This is a genomic window from Bacterioplanoides sp. (assembly GCF_965219715.1).
In the GTDB taxonomy this organism is placed as follows: domain Bacteria; phylum Pseudomonadota; class Gammaproteobacteria; order Pseudomonadales; family Oceanobacteraceae; genus Bacterioplanoides.
Genome location: NZ_OZ244785.1, coordinates 2,730,051 through 2,743,318 on the forward strand (window position 1 = coordinate 2,730,051; position 13,268 = coordinate 2,743,318).

13 protein-coding genes are annotated in these 13,268 nt (G+C 49.9%); all 13 read right to left on the reverse strand.

All coding sequences use genetic code 11. The annotated features are described in order from the left end of the window. Window positions 1-5 precede the first annotated feature (5 nt). The 13 genes from rpsC to rpoC all read right to left on the reverse strand — a co-directional run bounded on the left by rpsC (window position 6) and on the right by rpoC (window position 13,255). Window positions 6-698: a 30S ribosomal protein S3 gene (gene rpsC, locus ACOQOZ_RS12935; RefSeq protein WP_068655003.1), complete on the reverse strand. Its 693-nt coding sequence runs from the start codon at window positions 696-698 to the stop codon at window positions 6-8. Window positions 699-709: 11 nt separating this feature from the next. Continuing rightward, complete coding sequence (rplV, locus tag ACOQOZ_RS12940; RefSeq protein WP_420588574.1) at window positions 710-1,042, reverse strand: 50S ribosomal protein L22; 333 nt, start codon at window positions 1,040-1,042, stop codon at window positions 710-712. 15 nt (window positions 1,043-1,057) lie between these two features. Further along, window positions 1,058-1,333, reverse strand: coding sequence for a 30S ribosomal protein S19 (gene rpsS, locus ACOQOZ_RS12945; RefSeq protein WP_420588575.1), 276 nt, complete (start codon window positions 1,331-1,333; stop codon window positions 1,058-1,060). A 17-nt stretch (window positions 1,334-1,350) separates the two neighbouring features. After that, the gene (gene rplB / locus ACOQOZ_RS12950) at window positions 1,351-2,178 is read right to left on the reverse strand and encodes a 50S ribosomal protein L2 (protein WP_420588576.1); all 828 of its coding nucleotides are present in this window, start codon (window positions 2,176-2,178) and stop codon (window positions 1,351-1,353) included. A gap of 13 nt (window positions 2,179-2,191) precedes the next feature. Further along, a complete protein-coding gene (gene rplW, locus ACOQOZ_RS12955) occupies window positions 2,192-2,488 on the reverse strand; it encodes a 50S ribosomal protein L23 (RefSeq protein WP_420588577.1) in 297 nt (98 codons plus the stop codon). Then, the gene (gene rplD / locus ACOQOZ_RS12960; RefSeq protein ID WP_420588578.1) at window positions 2,485-3,087 is read right to left on the reverse strand and encodes a 50S ribosomal protein L4; all 603 of its coding nucleotides are present in this window, start codon (window positions 3,085-3,087) and stop codon (window positions 2,485-2,487) included. The genes rplW and rplD overlap by 4 nt, the downstream gene beginning before the upstream one ends. 3 nt (window positions 3,088-3,090) lie before the next feature. Next, window positions 3,091-3,723, reverse strand: coding sequence for a 50S ribosomal protein L3 (rplC, locus tag ACOQOZ_RS12965; protein WP_420588579.1), 633 nt, complete (start codon window positions 3,721-3,723; stop codon window positions 3,091-3,093). Between the two features lie 100 nt (window positions 3,724-3,823). Then, complete coding sequence (rpsJ, locus tag ACOQOZ_RS12970) at window positions 3,824-4,135, reverse strand: 30S ribosomal protein S10 (protein ID WP_068655016.1); 312 nt, start codon at window positions 4,133-4,135, stop codon at window positions 3,824-3,826. A gap of 215 nt (window positions 4,136-4,350) precedes the next feature. Beyond that, window positions 4,351-5,574 (reverse strand): elongation factor Tu, encoded by a 1,224-nt coding sequence (tuf, locus tag ACOQOZ_RS12975; protein WP_420588580.1) that lies wholly within the window; start codon window positions 5,572-5,574, stop codon window positions 4,351-4,353. Window positions 5,575-5,614: 40 nt separating this feature from the next. After that, complete coding sequence (fusA, locus tag ACOQOZ_RS12980; protein ID WP_420588581.1) at window positions 5,615-7,723, reverse strand: elongation factor G; 2,109 nt, start codon at window positions 7,721-7,723, stop codon at window positions 5,615-5,617. A gap of 108 nt (window positions 7,724-7,831) precedes the next feature. Beyond that, a complete protein-coding gene (gene rpsG, locus ACOQOZ_RS12985) occupies window positions 7,832-8,302 on the reverse strand; it encodes a 30S ribosomal protein S7 (protein WP_068660962.1) in 471 nt (156 codons plus the stop codon). 117 nt (window positions 8,303-8,419) lie between these two features. Further along, a complete protein-coding gene (gene rpsL, locus ACOQOZ_RS12990) occupies window positions 8,420-8,791 on the reverse strand; it encodes a 30S ribosomal protein S12 (protein ID WP_068655045.1) in 372 nt (123 codons plus the stop codon). 237 nt (window positions 8,792-9,028) lie between these two features. Next, window positions 9,029-13,255 (reverse strand): DNA-directed RNA polymerase subunit beta', encoded by a 4,227-nt coding sequence (rpoC, locus tag ACOQOZ_RS12995; RefSeq protein WP_420588582.1) that lies wholly within the window; start codon window positions 13,253-13,255, stop codon window positions 9,029-9,031. Window positions 13,256-13,268: the final 13 nt, after the last annotated feature.

Consider the following 13,268-nt stretch of genomic DNA (forward strand, 5'->3'; position numbering starts at 1 on the left):
TCCCCTTATGAACGACCGGATTTCTTTTTACCCTGGCTGCTCTTAGCGCGGTCACGGACTTCTTGAATTCCGCCCAGGATCTCACCTTTGAAGATCCAAACCTTAACGCCAATCACACCATAGGTAGTGTGTGCTTCGTAAGTTGCGTAGTCGATGTCTGCACGCAGAGTGTGCAGCGGTACACGACCTTCGCGATACCACTCAGAACGAGCGATCTCAGCACCACCTAAACGGCCGCTCACCTGGATCTTGATACCTTCAGCACCACCACGCATAGCGTTTTGTACTGCACGCTTCATAGCACGACGGAACATCACACGACGCTCCAGCTGGCTAGCAACGCTTTGTGCTACCAGTTTGGCATCCAGATCTGGCTTACGAACTTCTTCAATATTGATGTGTACCGGAATACCCATCAGTTCACTTACGTCTTTACGCAGAACTTCAACGTCTTCGCCTTTTTTACCAATCACGATGCCTGGACGGGCAGTGTGAATGGTTACTTTGGCGTTTTGCGCAGGACGCTCGATAACAACTTTGCTCACTGAAGCTTTTTCTAAACGCTTTTCGATCAGAGAACGAACAGCGATGTCAGTCAGCAGGTTGTCGGCATACTTATCCTTACCGGCATACCAGACCGAGTTATGGTCTTTAGTAATACCTAAGCGGATACCGGTTGGATGAACTTTTTGACCCATCTGACCAACTCCTATTCAGAAACTTTCACAGTGATGTGACAAGTACGCTTGAAGATACGGTCCGCACGGCCTTTAGCACGTGGACGGATACGCTTCATAGTCATACCTTCATCAACAAACACAGTTGATACGCTCAGCTCATCGACATCAGCACCGTTATTGTGCTCAGCATTGGCAATCGCAGATTCCAATACTTTTTTCATGATGTCGGCGCCTTTACGACCACTGAATGCCAGAATATCCAGCGCTTCAGCTACGTTTTTGCCGCGGATCTGATCCGCAACCAGGCGTGCTTTTTGTGCAGATAAGCGAGCACCACGTAATACAGCGGCTACTTCAGACATATTTCACCCCTCCTATTAACGTTTGGCTTTCTTATCTGCCACGTGACCCTTGTAGGTACGTGTCAGAGCGAATTCGCCGAGTTTATGACCAACCATGTCTTCAGTTACGAAAACAGGTACGTGTTGACGACCGTTGTGTACAGCAATCGTCAGCCCCACGAAATCCGGAAAGATTGTGGAGCGGCGAGACCAAGTCTTGATCGGACGTTTGTCGTTCTTCTCAAGAGCAGTCTCTACCTTCTTCATTAAGTGATGGTCAATAAATGGACCTTTTTTCAATGAACGTGGCACAGTTCAATCCTCTCTAATTATTTCGCAGAACGACGACGTACGATCAGCTTGTCGGTACGCTTATTCTTACGAGTCTTGTAGCCCTTAGTTGGAACGCCCCAAGGAGTAACTGGGTGACGACCACCAGAGGTACGACCTTCACCACCACCGTGTGGGTGATCTACCGGGTTCATTACCACACCGCGAACGGTAGGACGAACACCACGCCAGCGTGAAGCACCAGCTTTACCCAGTTCACGCAGAGCGTGCTCAGAGTTACCAACTTCACCCATGGTCGCGCGACAGTCAGACAGAACCTTACGCATTTCACCGGAACGCAGACGCAGAGTGCTGTAAGCACCTTCACGAGCAACCAGCTGTGCAGAAGTACCCGCAGAACGAGCGATCTGACCACCTTTACCAGGCTTCAATTCGATGTTGTGAATTACAGAACCAACCGGGATGTTACGCAGAGACATCGCGCTACCTGGTTTGATCGGAGCTTCTTCACCGGACATGATCTGATCACCAGCAGAAACGCCTTTTGGTGCCAGAATGTAACGACGCTCACCGTCTGCATACTTCAGCAGAGCAATGTTGGCGCTACGGTTCGGATCGTATTCCAGACGTTCAACAACTGCCGGGATACCATCTTTGTTACGCTTGAAGTCGATTACACGGTAGTGTTGCTTGTGACCACCACCAATGTGACGTGTGGTGATACGACCGTTGTTGTTACGACCACCAGACTTTGACTTCTTCTCTAACAGAGCTGCAAAAGGCTTACCTTTGTGCAGTTCGCTGTTAACGACTTTTACAAGGTGGCGGCGGCCAGCTGAAGTCGGTTTAGTTTTTACTAATGCCATAACTTAGCTCCCCTTATTCCGCGTCTGCAAAGTCGATGTCTTGGCCATCAACCAGGCGAACGTAGGCTTTGCGAATATCGTTACGCTTGCCCATACCGCGAGCGGTACGCTTGGTTTTGCCTTTGATGTTAACGGTCTGTACGGACTGAACTTTCACTTCGAACAGAGCTTCAACAGCTTTTTTGATTTCTGGCTTAGTCGCATCAGGAGCAACACGGAAAACGTATTGACCAGCTTTCTCTGCAACGATGGTTGCTTTTTCAGAGATGTGCGGAGCAACTAATACCTTATAGATACGTTCTTGGTTCATGCGTAGGTCTCCTCAAGTTTTTTCAGAGCGTCTACAGTTACCAGAACTTTATCGAAAGCAATCAGGCTAACCGGATCGATAGCAGAAGCTTCAGTAACACCAACGTGTGGTACGTTACGAGCTGCCAGATACAGTTTTTCGTCTACTTCGCCAGCAACGATTAATACGTTGTCCAGCTTCAGTTCGTTCAGTTTGGCAACAAATTCTTTCGTCTTATGAGATTCAACTGCGAAAGAATCAGCAACAATCAAACGCTCTTGGCGAACCAGTTCAGACAGAATGGCCTGCATCGCTGCGCGATACATCTTCTTGTTTACTTTCTGAGAGAAGTCACGAGGACGAGCTGCGAAAGTAACACCACCTGAACGCCAGATTGGAGAGCTAGCAGTACCAGCACGGGCACGACCAGTTCCTTTTTGACGCCATGGCTTAGCACCACCGCCAGCAACATCAGAACGGTTCTTTTGAGCTTTAGAGCCCTGACGAGCACCAGCCAAGTATGCAGTTACAACCTGGTGAACCAGAGATTCGTTAAATTCACGACCAAAGGCTACGTCGGAAACAGCTACCGCTGCACCAGAGTTAGTTTTCAGTTCCATTGCTTACCCCTTAGCCTTAACAGCTGGTTTAACAATTACATCGGAACCAGTCGCACCTGGAACAGCACCTTTGATCAACAGCAGGTTGTTTTCAGCGTCTACGCGAACAACCTCTAAGCCCTGAGTAGTTACCTGCTCAGCACCCATGTGACCTGCCATTTTCTTACCTTTCCATACGCGGCCTGGAGTCTGACATTGACCGATAGAACCAGGAGCACGGTGAGACAGAGAGTTACCGTGAGTAGCATCCTGAGTAGAGAAGTTCCAGCGCTTAACACCACCCTGGAAGCCTTTACCTTTAGAAGTACCGGTTACGTCTACTTTCTGACCTGCTTCGAATTGCTCAACAGTCAGGTTTTCGCCTACTGCCAGCTCTTCTTCAGTACGGAATTCCAGAAGACCACGACCCGCTTCAACGTTAGCTTTAGCGAAGTGACCACCTTCTGGTTTAGAAATGCGAGAAGCTTTCTTCTCACCATAAGTAACCTGCAGTGCACTGTAACCGTCAGTTTCGGCGGTTTTAACTTGAGTAATGCGATTAGGCGCTACTTCAAGAACAGTTACAGCAACAGATTGACCTGCTTCGGTAAATACGCGAGTCATGCCCGCTTTTTTACCGACAATACCAATTGCCATTTTGTATTTCCTCTCGTGTACGGGGCTTTAACCCACTATGGCCGCCCAGTTGAACGGGCGTTACACAGAGCACTGTGTGTTCTGGAAAAAACCTTTCGGATTAACCCAGACTGATCTGAACTTCCACACCGGCAGCCAGATCAAGCTTCATCAGCGCATCAACTGTTTTCTCAGTCGGCTCAACAATGTCGAGCATGCGCTTGTGTGTACGGATTTCGTACTGATCACGCGCGTCTTTGTTAACGTGCGGAGAGATCAGAACGGTGAAACGCTCTTTACGAGTAGGCAGTGGAATAGGACCACGAACCTGAGCGCCCGTACGTTTTGCAGTTTCAACAATCTCCTGAGTCGAAGAATCGATCAGACGATGGTCAAAAGCTTTCAAACGGATACGGATACGTTGGTTTTGCATCACCAAACTCCCAAAATCAAAGAACCAGAACCGCGTTGGCTAGCGATTCCTCTAATTTCCCCTAATAAAAGGGACGCGAATTGTATGCGGCTGTACAAAAAGTGTCAAGCCAATAAAAAAAGGCCGCACCCCACAAGGGATGAAGCCTTTTTCTTTTTGTTGTAAGTCACTGATATTTCAGCAACTTACCGAGAATAAGAAATTGTAATTTCTTATTACTCTACGATGCTCGCAACAACACCAGCGCCTACAGTACGGCCGCCTTCACGGATTGCGAAACGCAGACCTTCGTCCATAGCAATCGGAGCGATCAGAGTAACTTCCAGAGTTACGTTATCGCCTGGCATTACCATTTCAACGCCTTCTGGCAGCTCAACAGCACCAGTTACGTCAGTAGTACGGAAGTAGAACTGTGGACGGTAGCCTTTGAAGAATGGCGTGTGACGGCCACCTTCGTCTTTGCCCAGTACGTATACTTCAGACTTGAACTTGGTGTGAGGAGTGATAGAACCCGGCTTAGCCAGAACCTGACCACGCTCAACTTCGTCACGCTTAGTACCACGCAGCAGAACACCAACGTTCTCGCCTGCACGGCCTTCGTCCAGAATCTTACGGAACATCTCTACACCAGTACAGGTAGTAGTCGTGGTCTCTTTGATACCAACGATTGCAACTTCTTCACCAGTGTTGATGATGCCGCGCTCAACACGACCCGTTACAACAGTACCACGACCCTGAATAGAGAATACGTCTTCGATTGGCATAATGAAGTCGCCGTCGATCGCACGCTCTGGCTCTGGGATGTACTCGTCCAGAGTTTCTACCAGCTTCTTAACAGCAGTAGTACCCATTTCGTTGTCGTCTTCGCCGTTCAGAGCCATCAGAGCAGAACCTGGGATGATTGGCGTGTCGTCACCTGGGAAGTCGTATTCAGACAGCAGGTCACGCAGTTCCATTTCAACCAGTTCCAGCATCTCTGCGTATTCTTCAGAGTCTGCGCCACCGCAGTCTTCAGCCAGCAGGTCAGCTTTGTTCAGGAATACCACGATGTACGGTACACCAACCTGACGAGACAGCAGGATGTGCTCACGAGTCTGAGGCATTGGGCCGTCAGTAGAACCACATACCAGGATAGCGCCATCCATCTGAGCAGCACCGGTGATCATGTTCTTAACATAATCCGCGTGTCCCGGGCAGTCTACGTGTGCGTAGTGACGGCTTGGGGATTCGTACTCAACGTGAGAAGTCGAGATAGTGATACCACGCTCACGCTCTTCTGGTGCGTTATCGATACCTTCGAATGCAACCAGCTCACCGCCCCATACTTCCGCGCATACGCGAGTCAGTGCAGCAGTCAGAGTAGTTTTACCATGGTCAACGTGACCGATGGTGCCAACGTTTACGTGCGGTTTGGAACGCTCAAACGTTTCCTTAGCCATGAAACACCTCGTTAAATAATAAAGTGATTACTATTTTAAATTAGTAACGGTTAATAATTGCTTCGGCCACACTGGAAGGCGCTTCCGCATACTTTTCAAATTCCATCGAATAGGTTGCACGACCCTGAGATGCCGAGCGCAGATCTGTGGCATAACCAAACATCTCTGCCAGAGGCACACTGGCGTTCACAACACGACCGGATGGAGAATCTTCCATGCCACTGATCAAACCACGACGACGGTTCAGGTCACCAACGACGTCACCCATGTAATCTTCAGGAGTAACAACTTCGACCTTCATCATCGGCTCCATCAGGGCCGGATTTGCTTCTTGACCCAGCTTTTTAGTGGCCTGGGAAGCTGCAATTTTAAATGCCATTTCATTGGAGTCGACATCATGGAACGAGCCATCAAACAGCGTCGCCTTCAGGCCCAATAATGGGTAGCCGGCCAGAACACCGTTTTTCATCTGCTCTTCGATGCCTTTCTGAACTGCCGGGATGTATTCACGCGGAATCGCACCACCAACAATCTCATTAACAAACTCCAGACCTTCTTCCGACTCATCTTCTGAAGGTTCAAAGCGCACCACGACGTGACCATACTGACCACGACCGCCAGATTGCTTAGCAAACTTATGGTTGATTTCGACCGTAGAAGTAATCTTCTCGCGGTAAGCCACCTGTGGTTTACCAACGTTACATTCAACTTTGAATTCACGCTTCATACGGTCAACGATGATGTCCAGGTGTAATTCACCCATACCAGAAATAATGGTCTGGCCAGACTCTTCATCGGTTTCAACACGGAAAGATGGATCTTCCTGAGCCAGCTTGCCAAGTGCAATACCCATCTTCTCCTGATCCGCCTGAGACTTAGGCTCAACCGCCACCGAAATAACCGGCTCCGGGAACTCCATACGCTCAAGCGTGATACGATTTTTCTGGTCCTGATTACACAGGGTGTCACCCGTGGTCACATCTTTCAGACCGATCAGTGCAGCGATATCACCCGCGCGCACTTCTTTAATTTCTTCACGTGAGTTGGCGTGCATCTGCACCATACGACCAACACGCTCACGCTTACCTTTTACCGGGTTCCATACCGCATCACCTGACTGCAATACGCCGGAATAAACACGGACGAAAGTCAGAGTACCAACAAATGGGTCGGTTGCGATTTTGAATGCCAGGGAAGCAAAAGGCTCTTCATCGGAGGCATGACGCTCAGCAACGGTTTCATCTTTGTCGTCGAGAATACCTTCGATTGCCTTCACCTCAGTCGGAGACGGCATAAATTCGATAACAGCGTCCAGCACCGCCTGCACGCCTTTGTTCTTAAAGGCAGAACCACAGGTCACCAGAACCGCTTCATTCGCCAGCGTTTGCTGACGCAGCGCAGCTTTGATTTCTTCCTCAGACAGATCACCCTCTTCCAGGTATTTTTCCATCAGATCATCAGAAGCTTCAGCAGCCGATTCGAGCATATGCTCACGCCATTCAGCAGCAACGTCAGTCAGATCAGCCGGGATATCTTCGTAAGTGAAGGTAGTACCCTGATCTTCCTCGTTCCACATAATGGCTTTCATTTTGATCAGATCGACCACGCCTTTGAATTCATCTTCAGCGCCAATATTGATCTGAATCGGAACCGCATTTGCGCCTAAACGCTCTTTCAGCTGCTCAACCACCATAAAGTAGTCGGCACCGGCACGGTCCATTTTGTTAACGAAGACCATACGTGGCACTTCGTATTTATTGGCCTGACGCCAAACGGTTTCAGTCTGAGGCTGAACACCGGACGATCCACACAAAACAACAACTGCACCATCCAACACACGCAATGAACGCTCCACCTCAATGGTAAAGTCCACGTGCCCAGGAGTATCAATGATATTTACACGGTGTTCGTCGAACTGTTTCCCCATACCTGACCAGAAACAGGTAGTTGCTGCAGAGGTGATGGTAATACCACGCTCCTGCTCCTGCTCCATCCAGTCCATTGTTGCTGCACCATCATGTACCTCACCAATTTTGTGAGAAACGCCGGTGTAGAACAAAACACGTTCAGTGGTTGTGGTTTTACCCGCATCCACGTGCGCACAGATACCAATGTTACGGTAACGTTCGATCGGAGTAGTACGTGCCACTGTAATAGAGTCCTTACTGGTTGGTCTTGGGGTCAGTTAAGACGGCTCGCGAATGGAGCCGACCTTAACATTGGGCGCATTAGAGCAGCGCCCAGTTTCTCAAACCACTTAGAAACGGTAGTGAGAGAAAGCTTTGTTAGCTTCAGCCATACGGTGAACGTCTTCACGTTTCTTAACCGCAGCGCCTTTGCCTTCAGCAGCGTCCATCATTTCGTTAGCCAGACGCTGAGCCATGGATTTTTCACCACGGGAACGAGCAGCATCTACCAACCAACGCATAGCCAGAGCCATACGACGAGCAGGACGTACTTCAACAGGAACCTGGTAAGTAGCACCACCAACACGGCGGCTCTTAACTTCCACGATAGGCTGGATAGCCTCTAAAGCAGCATCGAACAGCTCAACCGGGTTACCACCCTGCTTAGCTTCAACTGCATCCAGTGCACCGTAAACGATTTTTTCGGCGATGGATTTCTTACCACTGATCATTACGTGGTTCATGAATTTTGCCAGAGTAACGTTTCCGAATTTCGGATCTGGCAGAATCTCGCGTTTTGCGGCGACTCTTCTTCTTGGCATGATAAGCCCTCTTTAGGTCTTCAGGTCAGCCTGAGCATGTTGACACATTCGCCCAGCCTTACTCTTATCGGTGTCTTAAGACACCCCTTCACTGCTGTCACCAGCAAAGAAAGGATGTTACTTAGGACGCTTAGCACCGTACTTAGAACGACCTTGCTTACGATCAGCAACGCCAGAAGTATCCAAAGTACCGCGAACAGTGTGATAACGCACACCTGGTAAGTCTTTAACACGACCACCACGGATCAGAACAACACTGTGCTCTTGCAGGTTGTGACCTTCACCACCAATGTAGGAAGTCACTTCAAAACCATTCGTTAAACGCACACGACATACTTTACGCAGTGCCGAGTTAGGCTTTTTAGGGGTAGTGGTGTATACACGAGTACATACGCCACGACGCTGTGGACATGCCTGCAGTGCAGGTACGTCGCTCTTAGCCACTTTGCGCTTACGAGGCTTACGAACCAACTGGTTGATTGTAGCCATTTAGCTAACTCCAAAATGTCTTTAAACGAACCTTTTCATGCGGGTGCAAGAAAAGGGGCCGGAAGCATACTCGGATCAGGTTAAAAATTCAACTATTTCGACAGCCTGTGAGTGAAATCCGTACAAACAAATTTCTGCCTGCAACCAAACGAAAAAACCGCTGCCTCCTTACGGAAACAGCGGTTTTTATTTGTCTCTGTTGCAGCCCTCCGAAGAAGGCTGAAACATCAGGCGATATTAAAGCTTGTCGCTGAACGCTTCGCTCAGCTTGGCTTCCATATCTTCTGCAGAAACACTCAGACCTTCCGGCGTTGCTTTCAGGCGCTCATTCTCACGATCCTGACGCTTACGCTTACGCTCTTCGTGGTAAGCCAGACCAGTACCCGCAGGAATCAGACGACCTACAACAACGTTCTCTTTCAGACCACGTAAGGTATCAACCTTACCGGTTACTGCACCTTCGGTCAGAACACGCGTGGTCTCCTGGAACGATGCAGCCGAGATGAAGGATTCGGTTGCCAGAGACGCTTTGGTGATACCCAGCAGCACACGATCGCCTTTTGCGGTGATCTTGCCGTCTGCTTCCAGCTGTTCGTTTTCAGCCAGGAAGTTAGAGTATTCAACCTGATCACCTGGAATGAAGCTGGAATCACCGGCTTCAGTAATCAGAACCTTACGTAACATCTGACGTACGATAACTTCGATGTGCTTATCGTCAATGCCTACACCTTGCAGACGGTAAACTTCCTGCACTTCGTTGGTCACGTACATGGCCAGGTCACCAACGCCTTTCAGACGCAGGATATCGTGAGGGTTGAAAGGACCATCGGAGATCACTTCACCCTTCTCTACCTGTTCGCCTTCGAACACGTTCATGTGACGCCATTTGTGAATCAGCTCTTCATACGGCTCGCTGCCGTCGTTCGGAGTGATTACCAGACGCTTCTTACCTTTGGTCTCTTTACCGAAGCTCACAGTACCTGTGATTTCGGCAAGAATCGCAGGCTCTTTCGGCTTACGCGCTTCGAACAGGTCAGCAACCCGTGGCAGACCACCGGTGATGTCCTTGTTACCAGAAGATTCTTGTGGAATACGTGCGATTACGTCACCCACAGATACTTCAGCGTTGTTCTCGTGGCTCACCAGTGCGTTAGCAGGTAACAGGTATTGTGCCGGGGTATTAGTACCAGGCAGCATTACGTCGTTACCGGAAGCATCAACCAGTTTCACCATTGGACGGATATCTTTACCCGCCGCCGGACGATCCTTAGCGTCGATTACTTCGATAGAAGACAGACCGGTTAACTCGTCAGTCTGACGGTTAATGGTGATACCTTCTTCCATACCAACGAATTCAATACGACCTTTCACCTCAGTTACGATTGGGTGAGTGTGCGGATCCCAGCTTGCCACTTTCTGGCCGGCTTCTACCGCAGCGTTGTCTTGTACTGAAATCACTGCACCGTATGGCAGTTTATACAGCTCACGCTCACGACCGTGGTCGTCAGCAACGGCAATGGCACCAGAACGGGAAACCGCTACCAGGTCACCATTGTCTTTGGTTACCGTCTTCATGTTATGCAGACGAACGGTACCCTTGTTCTTAACCTGTACGCTATCCGCAGCGGAAGCACGCGATGCCGCACCACCAATGTGGAAGGTACGCATGGTCAGCTGTGTACCAGGCTCACCAATGGACTGTGCTGCGATAACACCAACAGCTTCACCCACGTTCACCTGATGACCGCGACCCAGGTCACGACCGTAACAAGCAGAACAGATACCAACACGGCTGTCACAGCTGATGGCGGAACGTACGATGATTTCATCGATACCTTCTGCTTCAATCTTCTGTACCCAGGCTTCGTCGATCAGAGTACCGGCCGGTACTACCACGTCACCTTCAGAGCCTGGCTTGTATACGTCAGTAGCAACTACACGACCCAGAATACGGTCACCCAGTGCTACAACAACGTCACCACCTTCAATCAGCGGCGTCATTACCAGACCTTTCTCGGTACCACAGTCACGGTCAGTAACAACCAGATCCTGTGCCACGTCTACCAGACGACGCGTCAGGTAACCGGAGTTAGCCGTCTTCAGTGCGGTATCCGCCAGACCTTTACGAGCACCGTGAGTCGAGGTGAAGTACTGCAGTACGTTCAGACCTTCACGGAAGTTCGCCACAATTGGCGTCTCGATGATGGAGCCATCCGGCTTAGCCATCAGACCACGCATACCCGCCAGCTGACGGATCTGAGCCGGGCTACCCCGTGCACCAGAGTCGGCCATCATATATACGGAGTTGAAGGATTCCTGCTCGACCTCGTTACCTTCGCGGTCGATCACACCTTCTTTACCCAGGTTGTCCATCATGGCTTTCGCTACCAGCTCGTTTGCACGAGACCAGATATCGATTACCTTGTTGTATTTCTCACCGTGGGTTACCAGACCGGAAGCGAACTGGCTTTCGATCTCTTTAACTTCTGCTTCAGCATTCGCGATAATTTCGGCTTTTTCATCCGGAATCACAAAGTCGTTAACACCAATCGAAGAACCGGATTTAGTAGCGAACTGGAAGCCGGTGTACATGATCTGGTCAGCGAATACCACGGTATCCTTCAGACCAACACGACGATAAGCGGTGTTAATCAGCTTAGAGATCGCCTTTTTCTTCATTGGCTGGTTAACCAGCTCGTAAGGCAGACCTTTAGGCACAATACGGAACAGCAACGCACGACCGATGGTGGTATCAACCACTTTGGTTTCAGTAACCATGCTGCCATCAATGTCAGCAACCGTTTCGGTAATACGAACTTTAACTTTGGCCTGCAGATGAGCAGAACCGGTTTGGTAAGCACGGCTTACTTCTTCCAGATCCGCCAGGAACATACCTTCGCCTTTAGCGTTGATACGCTCACGGGTCATCCAGTACAGACCCAGTACCACGTCCTGAGAAGGTACGATGATTGGCTCACCGTTCGCAGGAGACAGTACGTTGTTGGTTGCCATCATCAGTGCACGAGCTTCTAACTGTGCTTCGATGGTCAGCGGTACGTGTACCGCCATCTGGTCACCGTCAAAGTCAGCGTTATACGCGGCACAAACCAGCGGATGCAGCTGAATCGCTTTACCTTCAATCAGCTGAGGTTCAAACGCCTGAATACCCAGACGGTGAAGTGTTGGTGCACGGTTCAGCATAACCGGGTGTTCGCGGATCACTTCGGCCAGGATATCCCAGACTTCAGCAGTCTCACGCTCAACCATTTTCTTAGCGGCCTTAATGGTGGTCGCTAAGCCACGGTGTTCCAGCTTGGAGAAGATGAACGGCTTGAACAGCTCCAGAGCCATTTTCTTCGGCAGGCCACACTGATGCAGACGCAGCTGTGGGCCAACGGTAATTACCGAACGGCCAGAGTAGTCAACACGCTTACCCAGCAGGTTCTGACGGAAGCGACCCTGCTTACCTTTGATCATGTCAGCCAGAGATTTCAGTGGACGCTTGTTCGAGCCAGTGATGGCACGACCGCGACGACCGTTATCCAGCAACGCATCAACCGACTCCTGCAACATACGCTTTTCGTTACGTACGATAATGTCCGGAGCATTCAGCTCTAACAGACGCTTCAGACGGTTGTTACGGTTGATCACACGACGGTACAGATCGTTCAGGTCAGACGTTGCGAAACGACCGCCATCCAGAGGTACCAGAGGACGCAGATCTGGCGGCAGAACCGGCAGAACTTTCATGATCATCCACTTAGGATCGTTACCTGAGTGGTGGAAAGCTTCTAAGATCTTCAGACGCTTAGACAGCTTCTTGATTTTGGTTTCCGAGTTAGTCGCCGGAATTTCTTCACGCAGGCGGTTAACTTCGTCTTCCAGATCGATCTGACCTAACAGAGCTTCGATCGCTTCGGCACCCATTTTGGCGTCGAATTCATCACCAAACTCTTCGATCGCTTCGTAGTATTGCTCATCACTCAGCAGCTGACCCATTTCCAGAGTCGTCATGCCAGGCTCAGTTACTACGAAGGACTCGTAATACAGGATACGTTCGATATCACGCAGCGTCATATCCAGCATCAGACCGATACGGGACGGCAGTGACTTCAGGAACCAGATGTGCGCAACCGGAGACGCCAGGTCGATGTGACCCATGCGCTCACGACGTACTTTGGCCTGAGTTACTTCAACACCACACTTCTCACAGATCACACCACGGTGCTTGAGACGCTTGTACTTACCACACAGACATTCGTAATCTTTGATAGGACCAAAGATACGCGCACAGAACAGACCATCACGTTCTGGCTTGAAGGTACGGTAGTTAATGGTTTCTGGCTTTTTAACTTCACCAAAAGACCAGGAACGAATCATATCCGGCGAGGCGAGGCCGATGCGGATTGCATCGAACTCGTCAGCGTTGTTTTGATTACGCAGAAAATTAACTAAATCTTTCATTTTGCTTTAGCTC

Coding starts and splice junctions, on each gene's coding strand:
- rpsC (WP_068655003.1), bottom strand. CDS start 698: ATGGGTCAAAAAGTTCATCCAACCGGTATCCGCTTAGGTATTACTAAA.
- rplV (WP_420588574.1), bottom strand. CDS start 1,042: ATGTCTGAAGTAGCCGCTGTATTACGTGGTGCTCGCTTATCTGCACAA.
- rplB (WP_420588576.1), bottom strand. CDS start 2,178: ATGGCATTAGTAAAAACTAAACCGACTTCAGCTGGCCGCCGCCACCTT.
- rplW (WP_420588577.1), bottom strand. CDS start 2,488: ATGAACCAAGAACGTATCTATAAGGTATTAGTTGCTCCGCACATCTCT.
- rplD (WP_420588578.1), bottom strand. CDS start 3,087: ATGGAACTGAAAACTAACTCTGGTGCAGCGGTAGCTGTTTCCGACGTA.
- rplC (WP_420588579.1), bottom strand. CDS start 3,723: ATGGCAATTGGTATTGTCGGTAAAAAAGCGGGCATGACTCGCGTATTT.
- rpsJ (WP_068655016.1), bottom strand. CDS start 4,135: ATGCAAAACCAACGTATCCGTATCCGTTTGAAAGCTTTTGACCATCGT.
- tuf (WP_420588580.1), bottom strand. CDS start 5,574: ATGGCTAAGGAAACGTTTGAGCGTTCCAAACCGCACGTAAACGTTGGC.
- rpsG (WP_068660962.1), bottom strand. CDS start 8,302: ATGCCAAGAAGAAGAGTCGCCGCAAAACGCGAGATTCTGCCAGATCCG.
- rpsL (WP_068655045.1), bottom strand. CDS start 8,791: ATGGCTACAATCAACCAGTTGGTTCGTAAGCCTCGTAAGCGCAAAGTG.
- rpoC (WP_420588582.1), bottom strand. CDS start 13,255: ATGAAAGATTTAGTTAATTTTCTGCGTAATCAAAACAACGCTGACGAG.